This is a genomic window from Pseudomonas sp. JUb42, from assembly GCF_024807945.1.
Lineage (GTDB): Bacteria > Pseudomonadota > Gammaproteobacteria > Pseudomonadales > Pseudomonadaceae > Aquipseudomonas.
The window spans coordinates 1-20,806 of the sequence record NZ_JANUFD010000024.1 but is presented as its reverse complement, the minus strand read 5'-3'; the positions used below and the strand labels follow the sequence as shown (position 1 = coordinate 20,806).

General features: G+C 59.7%; 18 protein-coding genes. 10 read left to right on the top strand and 8 right to left on the bottom strand.

The genetic code is table 11. The annotated features are described in order from the left end of the window. Position 1: 1 nt before the first annotated feature. The 10 genes from accC to M2401_RS32580 all read left to right on the top strand — a co-directional run bounded on the left by accC (position 2) and on the right by M2401_RS32580 (position 12,834). Positions 2 to 1,348 (top strand): acetyl-CoA carboxylase biotin carboxylase subunit, encoded by a 1,347-nt coding sequence (gene accC, locus M2401_RS32625; protein WP_259110914.1) that lies wholly within the window; start codon positions 2 to 4, stop codon positions 1,346 to 1,348. A 156-nt stretch (positions 1,349 to 1,504) separates the two neighbouring features. Further along, positions 1,505 to 1,936 (top strand): hypothetical protein, encoded by a 432-nt coding sequence (locus M2401_RS32620; protein ID WP_259110912.1) that lies wholly within the window; start codon positions 1,505 to 1,507, stop codon positions 1,934 to 1,936. Positions 1,937 to 2,053: 117 nt separating this feature from the next. Next, the gene (prmA, locus tag M2401_RS32615; protein WP_259110909.1) at positions 2,054 to 2,932 is read left to right on the top strand and encodes a 50S ribosomal protein L11 methyltransferase; all 879 of its coding nucleotides are present in this window, start codon (positions 2,054 to 2,056) and stop codon (positions 2,930 to 2,932) included. Between the two features lie 24 nt (positions 2,933 to 2,956). Beyond that, complete coding sequence (locus M2401_RS32610; RefSeq protein WP_259110906.1) at positions 2,957 to 4,435, top strand: DUF3426 domain-containing protein; 1,479 nt, start codon at positions 2,957 to 2,959, stop codon at positions 4,433 to 4,435. A 342-nt stretch (positions 4,436 to 4,777) separates the two neighbouring features. Beyond that, positions 4,778 to 5,791 carry a tRNA dihydrouridine synthase DusB gene (gene dusB, locus M2401_RS32605; protein WP_259110904.1) on the top strand — a complete coding sequence of 338 codons (1,014 nt, stop codon included), beginning with the start codon at positions 4,778 to 4,780 and terminating at the stop codon, positions 5,789 to 5,791. Beyond that, a complete protein-coding gene (gene fis, locus M2401_RS32600) occupies positions 5,788 to 6,108 on the top strand; it encodes a DNA-binding transcriptional regulator Fis (protein ID WP_259110901.1) in 321 nt (106 codons plus the stop codon). The genes dusB and fis overlap by 4 nt, the downstream gene beginning before the upstream one ends. A gap of 85 nt (positions 6,109 to 6,193) precedes the next feature. After that, entirely contained in the window at positions 6,194 to 7,801 is a 1,608-nt protein-coding gene (gene purH, locus M2401_RS32595; RefSeq protein ID WP_259110898.1) for a bifunctional phosphoribosylaminoimidazolecarboxamide formyltransferase/IMP cyclohydrolase, read from the top strand. A 188-nt stretch (positions 7,802 to 7,989) separates the two neighbouring features. Further along, on the top strand, positions 7,990 to 9,285 hold the full coding sequence (gene purD / locus M2401_RS32590) for a phosphoribosylamine--glycine ligase (protein WP_259110896.1): 1,296 nt from the start codon (positions 7,990 to 7,992) through the stop codon (positions 9,283 to 9,285). A 96-nt stretch (positions 9,286 to 9,381) separates the two neighbouring features. Next, entirely contained in the window at positions 9,382 to 12,174 is a 2,793-nt protein-coding gene (locus M2401_RS32585; protein WP_259110895.1) for a hybrid sensor histidine kinase/response regulator, read from the top strand. Between the two features lie 63 nt (positions 12,175 to 12,237). After that, positions 12,238 to 12,834: a MarC family protein gene (locus M2401_RS32580; protein ID WP_259110893.1), complete on the top strand. Its 597-nt coding sequence runs from the start codon at positions 12,238 to 12,240 to the stop codon at positions 12,832 to 12,834. Here the strand turns inward: M2401_RS32580 and M2401_RS32575 are convergent. The 8 genes from M2401_RS32575 to cobG form a co-directional block, all read right to left on the bottom strand. Beyond that, positions 12,803 to 13,489, bottom strand: coding sequence for a hypothetical protein (locus M2401_RS32575; protein WP_259110890.1), 687 nt, complete (start codon positions 13,487 to 13,489; stop codon positions 12,803 to 12,805). The genes M2401_RS32580 and M2401_RS32575 overlap by 32 nt on opposite strands. Then, positions 13,486 to 14,190: a hypothetical protein gene (locus tag M2401_RS32570; RefSeq protein WP_259110888.1), complete on the bottom strand. Its 705-nt coding sequence runs from the start codon at positions 14,188 to 14,190 to the stop codon at positions 13,486 to 13,488. Before M2401_RS32570 ends, M2401_RS32575 begins: the two co-directional genes overlap by 4 nt. A 61-nt stretch (positions 14,191 to 14,251) precedes the next feature. After that, positions 14,252 to 15,040: a hypothetical protein gene (locus M2401_RS32565; RefSeq protein WP_259110886.1), complete on the bottom strand. Its 789-nt coding sequence runs from the start codon at positions 15,038 to 15,040 to the stop codon at positions 14,252 to 14,254. 326 nt (positions 15,041 to 15,366) lie between these two features. Then, positions 15,367 to 16,020, bottom strand: coding sequence for a hypothetical protein (locus tag M2401_RS32560; RefSeq protein ID WP_259110884.1), 654 nt, complete (start codon positions 16,018 to 16,020; stop codon positions 15,367 to 15,369). Positions 16,021 to 16,199: 179 nt separating this feature from the next. Further along, positions 16,200 to 17,897 carry a precorrin-3B C(17)-methyltransferase gene (cobJ, locus tag M2401_RS32555; RefSeq protein WP_259110882.1) on the bottom strand — a complete coding sequence of 566 codons (1,698 nt, stop codon included), beginning with the start codon at positions 17,895 to 17,897 and terminating at the stop codon, positions 16,200 to 16,202. Then, positions 17,897 to 18,631, bottom strand: a complete 735-nt coding sequence (locus M2401_RS32550) for a precorrin-2 C(20)-methyltransferase (RefSeq protein ID WP_409034021.1) — start codon at positions 18,629 to 18,631, stop codon at positions 17,897 to 17,899. Before M2401_RS32550 ends, cobJ begins: the two co-directional genes overlap by 1 nt. Next, positions 18,628 to 19,254, bottom strand: a complete 627-nt coding sequence (locus tag M2401_RS32545) for a precorrin-8X methylmutase (protein ID WP_259110881.1) — start codon at positions 19,252 to 19,254, stop codon at positions 18,628 to 18,630. Before M2401_RS32545 ends, M2401_RS32550 begins: the two co-directional genes overlap by 4 nt. Continuing rightward, positions 19,247 to 20,608, bottom strand: a complete 1,362-nt coding sequence (cobG, locus tag M2401_RS32540; protein ID WP_310504171.1) for a precorrin-3B synthase — start codon at positions 20,606 to 20,608, stop codon at positions 19,247 to 19,249. Before cobG ends, M2401_RS32545 begins: the two co-directional genes overlap by 8 nt. Positions 20,609 to 20,806: the final 198 nt, after the last annotated feature.

Genomic DNA, 20,806 nt, shown 5'->3' with positions numbered 1-20,806 from the left:
GATGCTGGAAAAAGTCCTGATCGCCAACCGCGGCGAAATCGCCTTGCGAATCCTGCGTGCCTGTAAAGAACTGGGCATCAAGACCGTCGCCGTGCATTCCACGGCTGACCGCGAGTTGATGCACCTGGGTCTGGCCGACGAAACCGTCTGCATCGGCCCGGCGCCCGCCAACCTGTCGTACCTGAACATCCCGGCCATCATTTCGGCGGCCGAGTTGACCGGTGCAACGGCCATCCACCCCGGCTACGGCTTCCTCGCGGAAAACGCCGACTTCGCCGAACAGGTGGAAAAATCCGGTTTCGCCTTCATCGGCCCGAAAGCCGAAACCATTCGCCTGATGGGCGACAAGGTTTCTGCCAAGGACGCCATGAAGCGCGCCAAGGTACCGACCGTACCTGGCTCCGACGGCCCGCTGCCGGAAGACGAAGAAACCGCACTGCGCATTGGCCGTGAAGTCGGCTACCCGGTGATCATCAAGGCCGCCGGTGGCGGTGGTGGTCGCGGCATGCGCGTGGTGCACAAGGAAGAAGAACTGATCGAAGCGGCCAAGCAGACCCGCGCCGAAGCGGCTGCCTGGTTCAGCAACCCGATGGTCTACCTGGAAAAATACCTGACCAACCCACGTCACGTGGAAGTCCAGGTGATTTCCGACGGCCAGGGCCACGCGATCCATCTGGGCGACCGCGACTGCTCGTTGCAGCGTCGGCACCAAAAGGTTCTGGAAGAAGCACCGGCACCGTACATCGACGAAGATGCGCGCAAGGAAGTCCTGGCCAGTTGCGTCAAGGCCTGTATCGACATCGGCTACCGTGGCGCCGGCACCTTCGAGTTCCTGTACGAGAACGGTCGTTTCTACTTCATCGAAATGAACACTCGTGTTCAGGTGGAGCACCCGGTTTCGGAAATGGTCACCGGTATCGACATCGTCAAGGAGATGCTCAGCATCGCCGCCGGCAACAAATTGTCGTACACCCAGGATGACGTGGTCATTCACGGGCATGCGCTGGAATGCCGGATCAACGCCGAAGACCCGAAGACCTTCATTCCGAGCCCTGGCCTGGTCAAGCATTTCCATGCTCCAGGCGGCAACGGCGTGCGGGTTGATTCGCACCTGTACAGCGGCTACAAGGTTCCTTCGAACTACGACTCGCTGATCGGCAAGCTGATCACTTGGGGCGCGACCCGCGACGAAGCCATGGCACGCATGCGCAATGCCCTGGACGAAATCGTGGTTGACGGGATCAAGACCAATATCCCGCTGCACCGCGACCTGACCCGTGATGAAGGCTTCTGCGCTGGCGCGGTCAACATCCACTACCTGGAACACAAGTTGGCAGAAGAAAAGTAACTTCTGGTAGCTAAATGTTCTAAGCCTGGAAGCCCCGACTTGTCGGGGCTTCTTCGTTTTCGCTGCACATACCTGTCATTTCTGACAGTAGCGAGCGATCTATCTCCTGCTGAAAATCCGGTTTGCGCACAAGCGCATATCCAATGGAGAAAGATCATGACTGACAAATCGGAGAAGAGTCGCCAGGTAGAAGGCAGCTTCACCTGGGACAAAAACGGAACGGCATACACCGCTGATGGCATCGTGTGTCACTGGAGTGAAGGGGCATGGGTCGTTTACGCCACTTTGGCACCCGCCAGCTCATCCAGCCACCAGGCATTTTCGATCATCATTCCAGCCGAATCGCCCAGGGACATTATCGACCTGGAGTTTCCTCACACTAAACTCAGAACCTTCCAGCACACCTTCGTCGTCCGGGACCAGCATGATTACTGGCCGCGGACACTCAGCCTTGAAGGCAAAGTGAAGGTATACATCCATCCTCGCAAGGGTGAGTTCAAAGGCCAGTTCGAATACGCCACGCATAACCCTGAGTTTCACCTGCATGGAAATGGCACCTTCAACCTGACGCTGGAACGGGTTGAGTAATGACGCTATAGCGGTAGCGGATGCTCGTTGGCAGCCTGCGACGTCGGCCCGCGAGCATTTGCGGCGAACCTGAAGTAAACTTCGCCGCTTTCCTGCTCTCTGCATAGGTAACACGCCATGCCATGGCTGCAAGTCCGTCTCGCCATCAGTCCAGAACAAGCCGAAACCTACGAAGATGCCCTGCTTGAAGTGGGCGCCGTATCGGTCACGTTCATGGACGCGGAAGATCAGCCGATTTTCGAGCCGGAACTCAACACCACGCCGCTGTGGTCGCATACCCACCTGCTGGCGCTGTTCGAGGCTGATACCGACGCTGAGCTGGTACTGGCTCACCTGCGCCTGCTGACCGATGCCGAACTGCCCGAGCACATGCACGAAGTGATCGCCGATCAGGACTGGGAGCGCAGCTGGATGGATAACTTCCAGCCGATGCGTTTCGGCCAGCGCCTGTGGATCGTGCCGAGCTGGCATGCCGCCCCGGAGCCTGACGCGGTCAACCTGCTGCTGGACCCGGGCCTGGCCTTTGGCACCGGCACCCACCCGACCACCGCCCTGTGCCTGGAATGGCTGGACGGTCAGGACCTCAAGGGCTATGAAGTCCTCGATTTCGGTTGCGGCTCGGGGATCCTCGCCATTGCCGCCCTGCTATTGGGCGCCAAGACCGCCGTCGGCACCGATATCGACGTGCAGGCCCTGGAAGCCTCTCGCGACAACGCCGGACGCAACAATATCGCCGCCGAAAGCTTCCCGCTGTACCTGCCTGAAGACCTGCCGCAACAACCCGCCGATGTGCTGGTGGCAAATATTCTCGCCGGGCCGCTGGTTTCACTGGCACCTCAGCTGGCAACACTGGTCAAATCCGGTGGTAGCCTGGCGCTGTCGGGCATCCTCGCCGAACAGGGCGAAGAAGTCGCCGCCGCCTATGCTGAAACATTCGATCTGGACCCGATCGCCAACCGTGATGGTTGGGTACGCATTACGGGCCGTCGTCGCTAACCGCCGCTTGAACCGGATACCCGCATGACCGACAGTTTTGTCACCCAGTGCCCCCACTGCCAGACCAGTTTCCGAGTCAGCCACGCGCAATTGAGCGTGGCCCGCGGCGTGGTCCGTTGTGGGGCCTGCCTGCAAGTCTTCAACGCAGCGAAACAACTGTTGGAACAACGCGCCGGCAAGAACGCGACTGAAGGCAATGCCGGTGCTCCGCTGCCGGTCTCAGTCCCGATCCCAGTCCCAGCTCCGGTTCCGATTCTGGCGCCACCACCGGCGCCGATCCCGAAACCCGCAGCACCCGCAGCACCCGCAGCACCCGCAGTCGTGCCGCCGGTCCTGCCTGCGGTCAAGCCTGTTGCACCTGCACCTGCACCTGCACCTGCACCTGCACCTGCACCTGCACCTGCACCTGCACCTGCACCTGCACCGATCGAGCCTGAGGCCGAGCAGGATCCATGGCAAATCACCGAGATGGATCTGGACAGCCTCGACCTCGACGAAGAGCTGGCCCGCCTGGAGAAGCGCGAGAACAACCAAGCCGAACCCTACGGCGAAAAATTCAATGGCCCGGCCCTGACCGCCAGTCGCGACCAACTGCGCAGCGAGCCGGACGAATGGGTCGGCAGCCTGCGCAACGATGATGTCGCCGACCTCCCGGAACTGCATGCCCGCGAGCCTGAGCCCGAAGAAGACGACGATGAAGTCGTCGAGCCTGCCAGAATCGAAGCCGAGCACAGTGGCCGCACCGAGCCATCGCTTTCCCTGGCAGCCGTTGATGAGCCCGAGGAAGAACTGGACGAACACGGCCGACCCCTGCCGCCATTGCCGCCACCGCGCAAGATCGTGGAAAAGCCCAGCCGCTGGTCGGCTGTGGATGACGACGAAGACGAGCATGACAGCGAGCCGGTCCTCACCACCGCCAGCCGCACGCGGCGTGGTCGCAATGAGCCAGACGTGCGCGAGCAGACGCTGCTCGACCTGACCGACGATCCCTTGCAACTGGACTGGCAGCGGCCCAAGCCGCGCTGGGGCAGGCGTCTGGCCTGGGCGTTGCTATGCCTGCTGGCACTGGCCGGGCTGCTGGGCCAGTACGTCTGGTATCACTTCGATGAGCTGGCACGGCAGGATCAATACCGGCCGTGGTTCCAACAGATCTGCCCGCAAATCGACTGCAAGGTGCCATCAAAGGTTGATATCACTCTGCTCAAGAGCAGCAACCTGGTGGTGCGCAGCCATCCCGATTTCAAAGGCGCGCTGGTGGTCGATGCGATCATCTATAACCGTGCGTCGTTTTCCCAGCCGTTCCCGCTTTTGGAACTGCGTTTTGCCGATACCAATGGTCAACTGATTGCCAGTCGTCGGTTCAAGCCGGGCGAGTACCTGAGCGGCGAAATGGCGGGCAAGGAAGAGATGCCGCCGCAAACGCCGATTCATATCGCTTTGGACATCCTCGACCCTGGGGCCAAGGCTGTGAATTACAGCCTGAGTTTCCGCTCCCCGGAGTGAAACCCCGATCCGGCATGGGTTGCAGCCCGATGATCTGACCATCCGATGATCGACGGCAAGAAACGTACGCGACATTCACCGATACTTTTATGACCTCGGGTCATCGGCAGAACCGTTCGCGATAACAATGCAGCTGTTCAGATTTTATCCAATTCAGCCTTTATCCAGTCATCGAGAGCGGGTATCATGCCATCCCTTTTTGATACTCCGGGCCCTGTCTGAAACGTCGCGAAAGCACTTTTCGGGCCGGTTCCGGGTGGATCGGTCGAAGCGACTATTGCAGCGGTCGCGCCCGATCCGCGGATGATTCGGCCACACACAGGCTGCAAAACGAGCACACCTATGTCGGCGGTACGCATCGGTCCATATACATTGCAGAACGGCTTGATCCTCGCCCCGATGGCGGGAGTCACTGACCAGCCTTTCCGCCAGCTCTGCCGCCAGATGGGTGCAGGTCTTGTGGTCTCGGAAATGGTCACCAGTGACATGAGCCTTTGGAACAGTCGCAAATCGCGCCTGCGCATGATCCACGAAGGTGATCCCGAGCCACGCTCGGTGCAGATCGCCGGTGGGGACCCGCAGATGCTGGCAGACGCCGCCCGTGCCAACGTCGAACTGGGCGCCCAGATCATCGACATCAACATGGGTTGCCCGGCCAAGAAGGTGTGCAACAAGGCAGCGGGTTCTGCGCTGCTCAAGGATGAACAGTTGGTGAACGAGATCCTTCAGGCCGTTGTGGCTGCGGTCGATGTGCCGGTCACCCTGAAGATTCGAACCGGTTGGGACCGGGAGAACAAGAACGGCCTGACGGTAGCGAAGATCGCCGAACAGGCAGGTATTCAGGCGCTGGCGGTCCATGGCAGGACCCGCGCCGACCTGTACACCGGTGAAGCCGAATACGACACCATCGCCGCTATCAAGCAGGCGGTGTCGATCCCGGTCTTTGCCAATGGCGATATCGATTCACCCGAGAAAGCCCAGCGCGTCCTTGCCGCGACCGGTGCCGATGGTTTGTTGATTGGCCGGGCCGCCCAGGGGCGTCCATGGATTTTTCGTGAGATAGAGCATTACCTGCGGACCGGCGAAACATTGCCGGCACTGCCGTCCAGTGAAGTGGAACGCATCCTGCTAGAGCATCTGGCGAGCCTCCATCTTTTCTACGGCGACGTGCTGGGCGTGCGTATCGCCCGCAAGCACGTCGGCTGGTATCTCGCAACATTGCCGGGCGCCAAAGAGTTTCGCGCCCTTTTCAATGCTTTGCAGGATACGCAAGCGCAGTGCGCCCACGTTCGGGAGTTCTTTAGCCAAGGCGACAGGATACCGGGCGTAACGAACGGAGACGAGGTGGCCGCATGACGATGATGACCGAGACTTTAGTGAGTGGAACAACACCCGTGAGCGACAACGTCAATTTGAAACAGCACCTCAACACGCCGAGCGAAGAGGGTCAGACCCTGCGCGGCAGTGTCGAGAAGGCGCTGCACAATTATTTCGCCCACCTCGAAGGCGCTGCCGTCACGGATGTCTACAACCTGGTGTTGTCGGAAGTCGAGGCGCCGCTGCTCGAAAGCGTGATGAGCTACGTCAAGGGCAACCAGACCAAGGCCTCGGAGCTGCTGGGCCTGAATCGCGGCACCCTGCGCAAGAAACTCAAGCAGTACGATCTGCTTTAAGCATTCCATGACAGAAAAAGGCGACCCGCCGAACGCGGTCGCCTTTTTTGCTGATTGACTCCTTTTGCTTTTGATGGAAATTGAGATGACCGACCAGACTACCCGCCTGCCGATCCGCCGCGCCCTGATCAGCGTTTCCGACAAGACCGGGATCCTTGAATTCGCCCGTGAACTCGAAGCCCTGGGCGTCGAGATCCTCTCCACCGGCGGCACCTTCAAGCTGCTCAAGGACAATGGCGTCGCCGCAGTGGAAGTCGCCGACTACACCGGTTTCACAGAAATGATGGACGGTCGGGTCAAGACCCTGCACCCGAAAATCCATGGCGGCATCCTTGGCCGTCGCGGCATCGACGACGCCATCATGAGCGAGCACGGCATCAAGCCGATCGACCTGGTTGCGGTCAACCTCTATCCGTTCGAAGCTACCGTCGCCAAGCCAGGCTGCGACCTGCCGACCGCCATCGAAAACATCGACATCGGCGGCCCGACCATGGTCCGCTCGGCTGCAAAGAACCATAAAGACGTGGCCATCGTGGTCAACGCCAGCGACTACAGCCAGGTGCTGGAAAACCTCAAGGCCGGTGGCCTGACCTACGCCCAGCGTTTCGACCTGATGCTCAAGGCGTTTGAACACACCGCCGCCTACGACGGCATGATCGCCAACTACCTGGGCAGCATCGACCAACAGGCCGAGACCCTTTCGACATCCGGCCGCAGCCAGTTCCCGCGTACCTTCAACAGCCAGTTCGTCAAGGCTCAGGAAATGCGCTACGGCGAGAACCCGCACCAGAGCGCGGCTTTCTACGTTGAAGCCAACCCGGCCGAAGTGGGCATCGCCACCGCGACCCAACTGCAAGGCAAGGAGCTGTCGTTCAACAACGTGGCCGACACCGACGCCGCGCTGGAATGCGTGAAGAGCTTCGTCAAGCCAGCCTGTGTCATCGTCAAGCACGCCAACCCGTGCGGCGTGGCGGTCAGCCCGGACAACGAAGGCGGCATCCGCCAGGCCTATGAACTGGCCTACGCCACCGACACCGAATCCGCTTTCGGCGGCATCATCGCCTTCAACCGCGAGCTGGACGCAGAAACAGCCAAGGCCATCGTCGAGCGCCAATTCGTCGAAGTGATCATTGCTCCGAGCGTCAGCGCCGAAGCCCAGGCCATCGTCGCCAGCAAAGCCAACGTGCGTCTGCTCAGCACCGGCCAGTGGGCGGCCGAGCGTGGCGCTGCGTGGGACTACAAGCGCGTCAACGGCGGCCTGCTGGTGCAGAGCCGTGATATCGGCATGATCAACGCCGATGACCTGAAAGTCGTGACCAAGCGCGCCCCGACCGAACAGGAAATCCATGACCTGATCTTCGCCTGGAAAGTCGCCAAGTACGTCAAGTCCAACGCCATCGTCTACGCCAAGAACCGCCAGACCATCGGCGTCGGCGCCGGCCAGATGAGCCGCGTCAACTCGGCCCGTATCGCCGCCATCAAGGCCGAGCATGCTGGCCTTGCGGTTGCCGGTGCAGTCATGGCCTCGGACGCCTTCTTCCCGTTCCGCGACGGCATCGACAACGCGGCCAAGGTCGGCATCACTGCGGTGATCCAGCCAGGCGGCTCGATGCGCGATGCCGAAGTGATTGCTGCGGCTGACGAAGCGGGCATTGCCATGGTGTTTACTGGTATGCGCCATTTCCGTCACTAATACGACGACGGCCGCACTGGACCAGGCGTCTGCTGCGTTGGATGGGACTTCGCTGATGCTCATTGCCAAAAGGCAACTCCGCTCAGCGAAGTCCCATCCGCCTTGCATACACCTGCTCCAGTGCGACCTCCTGGCGCGTTAAGCGCTTTAGGTTCGAAAACAGAATTCAGCGTCATCGAGGTTTTGAAATGAACGTATTGATCATCGGCAGTGGCGGTCGTGAACACGCCCTGGCCTGGAAAGTCGCACAGGACCCGCGTGTCGAAAAGGTTTTCGTCGCACCGGGCAATGCCGGGACCGCCATCGAAGCCAAGTGCGAAAACGTCGCCATCGACGTGCTGGCCCTTGAGCAACTGGCCGACTTCGCCGAGAAGAACGTCTCGCTGACCATCGTTGGCCCGGAAGTGCCACTGGTTGCCGGTGTCGTCGATCTGTTCCGCTCCCGTGGCCTGGACTGCTTCGGTCCGACCGCTGGTGCTGCCCAGCTCGAAGGTTCCAAAGCCTTCACCAAAGACTTCCTGGCGCGGCACAAGATCCCGACTGCCGATTACCAGAACTTCACCGAAATCGAGCCGGCCCTGGCGTACCTGCGCGAAAAAGGCGCTCCGATCGTGATCAAGGCCGATGGTCTCGCTGCCGGTAAGGGCGTAATCGTCGCCATGACGCTGGCCGAGGCCGAAGACGCCGTGCGCGACATGCTGGCGGGCAACGCTTTTGGCGAAGCCGGCTCCCGTGTGGTCATCGAAGAGTTTCTCGATGGCGAAGAGGCCAGCTTTATTGTCATGGTGGACGGCAAGAATGTATTGCCAATGGCCACCAGCCAGGACCACAAGCGCGTCGGCGACGGCGATAGCGGTCCGAATACCGGCGGCATGGGTGCCTATTCTCCGGCCCCGGTAGTCACCGCCGACGTTCACCAGCGTGTCATGGATCTGGTGATCTGGCCGACCGTCCGAGGCATGGCCGACGAAGGTAACGTTTACACCGGCTTCCTCTATGCTGGTTTGATGATCGACAAGGCCGGGAACCCGAAAGTCATCGAGTTCAACTGCCGTTTCGGCGACCCGGAAACCCAGCCGGTGATGCTGCGCCTGCAATCAAGTCTGGTTCTGCTGGTCGAGGCCGCACTGGCCCAGGCCCTGGACAAGGTCGAAGCACAGTGGGATCCGCGTCCGAGCCTGGGCATTGTCCTGGCAGCCGGTGGCTATCCTGGTGACTACGCCAAGGGCGCGGCCATCAACGGTCTGGACGCCGCAGCACAACTGCCGGGCAAGGTGTTCCATGCCGGTACTGCGCTGCAAAATGGTCAGGTCGTGACCAGCGGCGGTCGTGTATTGTGTGCAACAGCACTGGGCGAAAGCGTCGGCGCAGCGCAACAAAGCGCCTACGAACTGGCAGCAAAGATCGATTGGGAAGGCTGCTTCTATCGCAAGGACATTGGCTACCGTGCCATTGCCCGCGAACGTGGTGAAAACCTGGAGTAAGTCAGGCGGCCAGACCTCTGCCTTTCACAAGGTCGGGTCTGGCCACTCCGGCACTGCACAGAGGCAAAAGGCATTTATCTACGAAGGGATTTCGCCGTGCGCTGGCTCAGGATTGCCATAGGTTCCACAGTGGGTCTGCTGACCCTGCTCTTCATGCTTTCGGCTCAGGCCGAGCAAGGTGCGGGTTGGTCCGCCTTGTTCGATGACCAGGCCGACCTGCAACTGAGCGACATCCGTTCAGCGCGCTACCAGAATCAATTCAGCCCCATCGAGCTGGCCAAAGTTACCGCCGCCGGCCGCAACAGCGCCTTATGGCTGCACTACCGTCTTCCCCCCGATGACCACGAGCAACTGCTCAGGGTCTTCGCTCCCGATCTGGCCAACCTGGACCTGTATGTCCTTAACGGCGACAGCCTGGTCAATCACACTCGTAGCGGCAACAGCGTCCCCCGGCACAACCAGGTACTGTCCGGCAGCGATTTCCTGCTGCCTATCCCGGCCAGTGATGTGCCTCAGGACATCTACCTGCGCCTGGTCTCGACCCAGCAACTGCGCCCCAATATCACCCTGCAGGCCGCAATTCAAAGCGCCGCCGACGAGCGCCAGCCCCTGCTGTTCGGCATGATCTTCGGCGCGCTGGTGATGCTGATCCTGCAGAACCTGACCCGCTACGCCCACACCCGCGCACGCAGCAACCTGTGGCTGGCCGGCAGCGAAGCCCTGCTGGTCATGAGCGCCGTGCTGCTGCTCAACCTGCCAGCGCCCTGGCTGGTCAACTGGCATATCAACCAGACCCCCGGCGCCCACTTAACCCTGCTGCTGGCCATGCTCAGCGCACTGATGTACACCGGCTGCTTCTTCTCCCACCGCAGCATTGCGATTCATAACCGCCTGCTGCTGGCCAACATCATCCTGATCGCCCTTGGCGGCCTGCTGATGCTGTTTGTCGATACCTTGCCGCTGAACGTCATGACCTACGTCCTGATCGCTCCGGCCACCCTGACCATGCTGATGATTTCAGTCAGCCACTGGCAGCGCGGTTTCTGGCCCGCACGCCTGTTTATCGCCGGCATGCTGGTGTTGAATGTCGGTTGCCTGGTCATCCTGCCAGCCATGCTCTGGCTGACCCAGGTGCCGCCGCAGTGGATGGTCATGAGCATGCTGGTGTTTGCCTGCATCACCGGCCTGTTGATGAGTGTCGCCCTCAGCGAGCGTCATCGCAGCATCACTGAAGACAACTTCAGCATCAGCCGCGACCTGGCGGCCAGCACGGCGGAGATCAACGCCAAGGCAGAGTTCCTGGCCAAGATCAGCCATGAAATCCGCACGCCCATGAACGGCGTGCTGGGCATGACCGAGCTGCTGCTGGGCACGCCGCTGTCGGTCAAGCAGCGCGACTACGTGCAGACCATTCACAGCGCCGGTAACGAGCTGCTGACCCTGATCAACGAGATTCTCGATATCACCAAGCTTGAATCCGGGCAGATCGAACTGGACGATGTGCAGTTCGATATCAGTGCGCTGATCGAGGATTGCCTGAATATCTTCCGGGCCCGGGCCGAACAGCAGAACGTCGAACTGATCAGTCTTATCCAGCCCCAGGTGCCTCAGGTCATCAGCGGTGACCCGACGCGCCTGCGCCAGACCCTGTTGAGCCTGCTGGAAAACTCCCTGAAGAAAACCGACGAAGGCGAGATCCTGGTCGTGGTCGCTCTCGACTCCCGCGCCGGGCAGCCACGCCTGCGTATTTCGGTGCAGGACAGCGGCGAACCCATGGAGCCAAAAGAGCGCGAGGCCCTGCTCAGCGCCGAGCTGCACAGCAAGAACTTCCTCGCTGCGAGCAAACTGGGCGGCCACCTTGGGCTGGTCATCGCTCGCCAGCTGATCCGCCTGATGGACGGCGAATTCGGCATCCAGACCAGTACCCTGGGCAGCACCCTGTGGCTGAGCCTGCCCCTGGACCCGTCGCGCCTGGAACAACCGACCATCGACCTCGACGGCCCGCTCAAGGGCGCCAGGGCCTTGGTGGTGGACGACAACGACACCTGCCGCAAGGTGCTGGTACAGCAATGCACGGCCTGGGGCCTGAACGTCAGCGCCGTGCCGTCGGGCAAGGAGGCCTTGGCCCTGCTGCGCACCAAAGCGCACCTACGGGATTATTTCGACGTGGTCCTGCTCGACCAGAACATGCCCGGCATGACCGGCATGCAGCTGGCGGCCAAGATCAAGGAAGACCCGAGCCTGAACCATGACATCCTGCTGATCATGCTCACCGGCATCAGCAACGCGCCGAGCAAAATCATCGCCCGTAATGCCGGGATCAAGCGCATCCTCGCCAAGCCCGTGGCGGGTTATACCCTGAAAACCACCCTGGCCGATGAGCTGACGCAACTGAACAAGGGCGGCGGCGTGCTGCCCTTCACCGCCAGCCTGCCTCCCACTATCCCGGTGGTAGTGCCCAGCGATTTCCGCATTCTGGTCGCCGAGGACAACAGCATTTCGACCAAAGTGATTCGCGGCATGCTGGGCAAACTCAATCTCAATCCGGATACCGCCAGCAACGGCGAAGAAGCCCTGCGCGCCATGAAGGCCCAGCGTTACGACCTGGTCTTGATGGATTGTGAGATGCCGATCCTCGACGGCTTCTCCGCTACCGAACAGTTGCGTGCCTGGGAAGTGGGCAACCAGCGGGTACGCACCCCGGTGGTGGCCCTGACCGCGCATATCCTCACCGAGCACAAGGAACGCGCCCGCCAGGCTGGCATGGACGGCCATATGGCCAAGCCCGTTGAGTTGTCGCAACTGCGCGAACTGATCGAGTACTGGGTCGCCCAGCGCAAACAGATCCAGGAGCTGACCTCCAGCGCCGATCTCTATCAACAAAATTGACATAGGTACTGCAAAGCCAACTGGTAGACTCCGCCGGTCTGCCTCTCTGCGCGAGCCGAAATCATGCTCCACGTGCTGTTCAGCGTTTATTTGAAGATGTTGGTGCTCTACAGCCCGTTCTTCGTTCTGTCCTGCTTCATCAGCCTCACCCGCGGCCATTCCCGCAAGGAACAACGTCGCCTGGCCTGGAAGGTTGCCCTGGCGACCCTGATTTCCAGTGTACTGCTGTATCTGTTTGGCCGAGTGATCTTCAGCGTCTTCGGCATCACTGTTGACGCCTTCCGCATTGGCGCGGGCAGCGTACTGTTTATCTCGGCACTGGGCATGGCCCAAGGCAAATCAGCCGTGCAGACCGACAACGTGCAGCAGGACGTCACCATCGTGCCCCTGACCATCCCCCTGACCGTCGGCCCCGGCACCATCGGTGCACTGCTGGTCATGGGCGTCAGCCAACCGCACTGGGATGACAAGCTCACGGCCATCGTCAGTATTGCCCTGGCCAGTCTCACCGTGGGCGTGGTGCTGTACCTGGCCAACCGTATCGAGCGCATCCTCGGCGACCAGGGCTTGCAGATTGTCAGCCGCTTGATGGGGCTGTTTGTCTGTGCCCTGGCAGCACAGATCATTTTTACCGGGGTGCGGGGTTATCTGATTCAGTAAGCGAGGCTCTAAGCTCAATGGACTTGATGCCCTGCGCTCCCCGCTGACGCAACTCAGCCCTGACGCTTTCACGATGCGGATAATAGGAGGCTTCGCTGAACAGAAACTTGCCGCCTTTCAACAATAAGGTCAGTTCATAACTGAAAGGCCACATCGGAATGAAGAGAGGGCGAACGGTACTGACCTTGGTGCGAGTAACCATTTGCAGTCCACACAGCATGATGTCGATACTTCCCGAAACGTTCCTCTCGCAAGGGATTATCTGAAAGCTGTCAGAGCGACCTGAACTGAACCAGCTCTTGTAAAAGTTTTTGGCATGGTCGCTTCTGTACATGGCAGCCAGCGCATCGTTTGCCGCAATCGCCAATGATGGCGAGGGCATACTGGCGACAAGTTTTGCAGCCTCGCCCTGAAAGTACTTCTGCTTTTTGACTTTGACCGGCGAACGGTCAATGACCTCCGTGAGATTGCTCCCGACGCTTATCAGTGTTCGCCGATAAGCATCGGCCCATTGCGGCCAATATTGTTCACTACAGAATTGCTCGGAGGCTCGCAGCTGTGCAAGCAGCAGGCAGTCCTTGATGTCATCCCTGACAGACGTCGTGATATTGGAATGGAAGGACACCAGATTGGAGCCCAACAATAGACTGCTCATGGTCTGGCCTCACTTAAGCGCTTGATCAATTGCTCACGTCGCGGGCCCAATCGCTCGATCATCTCGCCACGGAAACGATTGAAACCCTGCTCATCTACCTCGGCCGAAATTACTGTCATTTGCAGATTTCCCGACCGTTTTTCCTGAGTAAACAGCTGGGAAAATGGCAGCCCGGAGGAAGGCTGAGTACTGTTAAAAGAGAGCAGCACCAGATGAACAACCGGCTCAGCATCAACGAACCCCAGTTGCAGCGCGACATTCGATAACGGCGAAGAATCACTTCCATAGATAGCCGGGCTAATGACCTGAGTGGTGTACTCACGCAAAGTCGAAATGACAACCGGGTCTTCGCAAAAGACAGAAAAGTCCTTTAGTACACCAGCAGCGCGTTCGACCATCGCAGGTACAACGCGCTTGCATAAGCCTTGCCTGACCTCATCCCAGATACAGCCTTCACTTTCAACGGGCAGGCTTTGTGAGAAGCTGTATGGAATGCTGCAGCCGAATCGTGTCAGCGCACTGATGTACGTATTGGCCCACGATTCGTATTGTGTATGTAGGGCGGGGTGTTGTCGCGACGCCGCCAGTTGGCTGTACAAAGTGCAGGTCAGTACATCGTTCCTGAATGCAGATGCCACTTCACCTGAAAAAAAGAACAGGCTGCCCGCATTTACGTAATTTTGTTGCATTCCTTTGCTCATACTTTCACTCATTTATTGCAGTGTCTGAAAACGGGTCGCGATGCATCGCGACCCGTCCTGATCAGATTTCGAAATCCATCAACGCCTTGCGTGCCGCCTCAGTCAGCACCTTTTCAATTTCGGATTGCACACTCTCGAAGTGCCTATGATTGAGGAACATCTGGCATTCGCCGCGGTTGACAGAGACCGAAGAACTGTTCCACTCCCAGAACAAAACATTGGTCACATCGAGTGACGTAGCGAGATCTATCGCGCCCACGGCCATCAGCACTTCACCATCGGATTCCACTGCCGAAGCAATCGAAAGTCCTACACCGTCCTTGGTTTTGCTTGAGGACTCGAATAAACGTAGTGGCTTATCATTGGCCCGCAACACATCGATAGTATCCTTGGCGACTTTGAGCATCAGTGCGGAAGTCGGGCCTGGCAACGCCATGGCTGAAACAGCGGAAGCTAGAATCTTGAGCCCCTCCTGCTCCATGGTGAAACGGCTACTTTCCGTGGTATATGTCGACATCGCACTATGTTGGAACGTCCAGCCGCAGAGACTCATTCGCCTTATGAACTCGTTGTACGTTGCAATTCCCCCTGCAGGAAATTTTTTGCGAGCACCCATGGACGATAGCAATACGGTATCCTTGACAATCTGCTTATTTTTTTTGCTCATTCCGGAGACAATGGAAATAACAACATCGTTAGCAACAGCTCCTTCCGGATTTTTTTCATCGACATCAAAGGTTTTAAGACTGTCCATATGACCCAGGGAGTATGCATCGGACTCAAAATCATCCAACCAGAATTCCTTGATTTCCTTTCGGCTTTCTTCAACATCGGGCAAAACGCTAAACATATATAATTCCTTTTTTAAATAGAGTCCCTAATGGACGACTTCACGTTAGTCCTATCTATCAAACAGCGCCACCTCGTAGAAGCCCAAACCCAAACTACAATCTTGACGCTTAACGCTTTTGATTTACACGATGCCTTTTGGCCAACAACCAATAAACACAGGTCCTCAAACCTGTAACAACTATCACTTGCGGGCCTTTCTTAAAGAACAGTTTGTTCCTTCTTATAAAAGAGCGATCATTTTCGCCTCAGTACAGAGGGAAAATGACTAACTCTACAGAGATTATTCCCACACGACTCTATCGTTCATTCCAATCAAGTGCTTACTCAAATCGTGATCTGCCGGATATTGAACGTGCCTACCTGGGCTAACCGGGAGCGAATCCGCTCCCGATGCGCGGCATATGAAGTACGATTGAACTCATAGAGCCCACCCCCCAGACGAACCACCATTTCTCGGCTTTGTCGCCAGTCGCCGCCCACAATCTGCGAATTCACGGTTGCGCTGGCGTGCACACCGAGCAGCAAAATATGCAAGACATCCGTTCCGGCAACGGTTTCGCACGGCAGGACCTGGAAATGGCTAAACGAACCGGACTCAGTGGCGTATTGGAAAAAATGACTGGCGTAGTCGTTGAGACGAGCCGCCTTTAACGAGCGATGTGCCAGAGCAATAAGGTTGGCAGCGCGAACTGCACCCTTGAGACCAAAGCCTATAGTGTCTAGCTCCCCGGCATCGGTAATGAACATTGGCTCTTTGACCAATGGGCTTTTCAATTTACAACCCGCTTTGACCACTTGGCTGCGGTAATAATCAAGCCAGCCATTCCAGCCATCCTGCATGCGATAACTCTGGCTGGCGAAGAAGTCAGCGTACATCAGCATATCGGCAATATCATTGCGATCCTGCTCAGAAACGCCCGGCGCAAAGGCCAGCATATTGTTGTCGGCGATCAAAGCATCAATATTAAGGCTTGTCATATTTCGTACATCCTGTGGAATTAAAAAACAGGACGTTAGGCTGACCTTTCTGATTGCGCAATAAACAACAGCACTCTCGGAAAACAGCCACATCAACGACGACTACTAACCTACGCCGATATATAAGGCCAGCACGCTTAACGGAAGTGCATGGCCTTTACATACAATTGCAAGCAAGCTCAGGGCTTGGCCGGATACCAGCGCGGCGTATACACCCACTCACGGCCATCAGGCCGGGCAATGGTGCAAGTGGTCGAAGAACCGATCAGAACCATCGTGCGCATATCCACCTGCTCCGGGGTCAGTTCTTCCAGACGAACCACACGCAGGGTCTGCCCCGGGCGACCAATATCACGACCCAGGGTCACCGGCGTCTGTGGGCTGCGATGCTGACGGACGATTTCCAGGGCGCGACCTAACTGCCACGGACGGGAGCGGGAGATCGGGTTGTAGAAGGCCAGCGCCAGGTCGGCCTGACAGGCCAGGTCCAGACGTTTCTCGATGACCTCCCACGGCTTGAGGTTGTCCGACAGGGACATCACGCAGAAGTCATGCCCCAACGGCGCACCTGCCTGAGCCGCAGTCGCGAGGGACGCGGACACCCCCGGCAGGATCTCCAGTTCGACGGCATGCCATTCGGGGCTGGTTGACTCGTGCAACGCCTCCAAAACCGCCGACGCCATGGCGAAAACCCCCGGATCACCGGACGACACCACCACCACCGAACGCCCCTGGGCGGCCAGTTCAAAGGCGTGACGGGCACGCTGCATTTCTTCGCGATTATCGGTGCAGTGCAACACCTGATCAGCGCGGAACGGCCCGGCCATGCGCACATAGGTTTCGTAACCCAATACGTCGTTGGCCCGGGCCAGTTCGGCCTTTACTGCGGGGATCATGAATTCGGCAGCGCCAGGGCCAAGGCCGATCACCGCCAGGCGTCCGCGCATGTGGCCTATGCGCTCAACGTCCAGCGGCTCGGGCGCGACGGCGACGGCAATGCCGTCCATTGGCGTAAGCGGTGGCAACAGTTGCGGCAGGACCTGCTGCGCCATTTCGGCCGCAGAGGCACCTGCAATAAAGCGCAACGGCACACCCAGCACCTCGGCGGCGTCATGCAAGCCCGGATCAGCCATATCACTGTGACTGGCTAATAAACACGCCAGGGATTGCACAGCGATGCGCGATTCATGCAGCGCAACCTTCACGCTATTGGCCAGGTCGGGCACGCTGGCCTTGACCGCCACCAGCACGTTGCGCGGATAGATCAGCAGTTCGTTGGCGCAAGGATCACGTTCGGCGTAGCCCACGTGAATCGCCAGAGCGGCATCGTCGGCCTCGGGCAATTGCGCGTCGGCCAGCCATGGCGCAAGCCCTTCGATACGCACGCTTTCGCCGGACAGCAGGTCGGAGACGAAACGCTTGCCCAGTTCAAGGTCACCCAAGGCATAGCCGGACGGCGGGTTGAGCAGGCAGGTGCCGAAGCGCAGTTCGCCCGTCGTGGTAATGGCCGCCTCGGTATTCAGCGCAGCGCCGATTTCCCGGGCCATCACGTTGACCCCACCCAGGCCACCGAGCAACGGCACCACGGCGCTGCCATCCTCGGCCACGGCCAGCACCGCAGGCTCCGCGCCCTTTTCCAGCAGCACAGGCGCCAGGGTACGAATGATGATACCCGCCGCGCACAGGGCGATGATCGGCGTGTCCTGTTGATACAGCTGGCGCAGGGTCGCACCGAAGGCATGGTAGGTGCGATCAGCCCCGTCAACCCGCCCGGTCAGGCCGTGGATCAACGAGTGCGGATACAGTTGCTGGATACGTCGCGCGGTCGACAGGCTGCCCTGGCCGAGAATGACGATCGCCGGAATACGTTGCGCCATCAGCCTTGCCACCTTTCACCAGGGACGATGATCAAGGAGAAATACGGCGATGACATGGGGTCAACGTCCGCCAGGGGGACGATCTTCTGATTGCTCATGGTCGCGCGCTCGACATACAGCGCACGCCCGGCCAGGCCGAGTTCTTCGAGCACCTGGCGGACCTTGGGAAAGTTGCGACCCAGTTTCATGATCACCGCCGCATCAGCATCGGCCAGTTTGCGTTTGAGTTCGTCATGGGGCAGCACGCCGGACAGCACCGACAGGCTCTGATTGCGATAGACCAAAGGCGCGCCCAGCACCGAAGCACCGCCCAGCATCGAGCAGACACCCGGAATCACTTCGGCTTCGTAGCGCTCGGCGAGGCGATCATGCAGGTACATATAGGAGCCGTAGAAGAACGGGTCGCCTTCGCAGATCACCGCCACATCACGACCGGCGTCCAGGTGCGCGGCGATATCGACGCTCGAAGCATCGTAGAAATCACTGATCACCTGCTCGTAGGACAGCGGCGCAGGCAGGGCCTCGGTGGTCACCGGGTAGACCAGTGGCATCAGGGTCTGGGCGGCCTGCACATGGGCCTCAATGATGCCGAAGGCGTTGCCTTTCTTGCCCTTGGCCACGAAGTAGGCGATCACCGGCGACTCGCGCAGCAGACGCAGAGCCTTGACCGTAATCAGTTCCGGATCGCCGGGGCCGACGCCCAGTCCAATCAATCGACCGCGTGCCTGCATCATTCGATCTCCGTGGCCAGGGCGTTGACCGCCGCTGCCGCCATGGCGCTGCCGCCGCGACGACCGCGCATGATCACGTAAGGGACGCCGCGGCTATCAGCGGCGAGCATGTCCTTGGACTCGGCCGCGCCGACGAAACCCACCGGGAAGCCGAGGATCAGCGCCGGTTTTGGCGCGCCGGCGTCGAGCATTTCCAGCAGGTAGAACAGCGCCGTCGGCGCGTTGCCGATCACCACCACGCTGCCTTCCAGATGCGGACGCCACAGCTCAAGCGCAGCAGCGGAGCGGGTATTGCCCAGTTCGCGGGCCAGCTCCGGCACGCCGTCATCCTTGAGGGTGCAGATCACCTGATTGTTGGCGGGCAGGCGGGTACGGGTCACACCCTCGGAAACCATCCGCGCATCGCAGAGGATCGGCGCACCGCCAGCCAGGGCATTGCGTCCGGCTGTACCGGCGCCGGGGGAGAAACGCAGGTCCTCAATGACCTCGACCATGCCACAGGCATGAATCACCCGTACGGCGAGTTTTTCCAGGTCCGCCGGGATGGTGTCCAGACGCGCTTCGGCGCGAATGATCGAGAAGGAGTTGCGATAAATCTCCTGACCATCGCGGATGTAATCAATCATGGGTGTTGCTCCGTGAGTCGGCGATCAGATACGCGCCGGCTGCTTCAATAGTGAGGTCACGCGCTTGCAGTGCACCAAAACCGGGCTGCGTTGCATCGCGAAAATAAAGGTCGTAATGGCCGGGGGACACTGCCAGTAGAGTCACCGAAGCCAGGTGCGCCGCTGCGCAGGAACGCTGGCAGGCAGACAGATGCACACCTCGGCTGATGCCGCTGCGCTGCAACTGCCCGGCCAGCAGGCGCGCATCAGCCTTGGTGTCGGCCAGGCCCTTGGCGCAATCGCTGGAGCCCGTGCAGGCGATGATCCGCGCCAAGGCCTGATCGGCCGAGCACAGCAGGCCGGCGGCTTGCAGGCCTGCCAGTACGCTCTGTGCGTCGCAGGCGGCAATATTGGGCAACAGCAGGCTTTGCCAGGGCGTCAGACGCAGACTGCCATCGCCGAACTCCTCCGCCAGCTGGGCGATGGTGTTGAGCATTGCTGGATCGAGGCGCCCCAGAGGGGTGACGCCACCGACTGCGACCTTGCCCGTTTCAGCCTGTGGATAAACACCGATATGGCCGTGGGTGACCGTGGCCGGGCGACGCCACTCGCTGATATCTGCGTCGGTACGCAACGGCATCGAGGCCAAAGCACTGAGCAGTCGTTCGGCAGGTACTTCGGCCAATAACTGACGCATGCGCGACTGATCAGGACGCGCTGTGTCGAGAAACCAGTTCAGCACCCCGAGCACAAGTTCCAGGCCATAGGCCAGCGGCACGGCTGCCAGAGGTTTATCCCGCGCCGGGCAGCCCGCCAAACCGAAGGCCAGCAGCACTTCGCCGTCCACCTCCAGCGCCGACAACCACAGGTCATGAGGATGATCGAGCATCACCACACCTTCGCCGCCGTCCAGGGACAGGGCGAACTTGGCTGACAGTTCGTGCAAGCGCGGAGTGTTTTCCAGAGCTGCGAGGATTTGCGCGGCCAAAGGCCGTACGTCCAGCAGCATCCGGGGATCAAGCCCGGCAGTGGGGCTGAGCATCAGGTTGCGCACATCGTCGCTGTCGGGATTGTTCGGCCCCAGGCCTGCGGCCAACAGCGTCTCGATCAAGGCGCCCTGCTCGGCGCCGATACCACGAATCTGCAGATTGCCCCGATTGGTCGCCTCGATCACACCGCCGGCATAATCCTGCGCCGCCCGCGCCACCGCCCGCGCCTGCGCGGCACCGATCACACCACCGGCCAGCTTGATCCGACAGATCCCGCCATCCAGCGCCGGGACGATACGCAACAACCCCGGACAGGCCGAGGGGCGTACAGAAACAGCAGGGGACAGCGGCTTGTTCAAGAAATCACCGGGCAACGGGGTAGGCATGTACAGCGTAGCGGGACGGCATTATGCCTGCTTTGTCCGTGGGCATGAAAAGACGCTCTGTCGGATCGCCTGATCGGTCGCCGGACTGCAATCCGATGAGGGCCATCTAATGAAATGGTTCCCCCGGCTCGACTCCTGTGAACGGCTCTAGACTTTCACAGGAGTCACTATTCGGAGCATCGTCATGTCACACGTCAC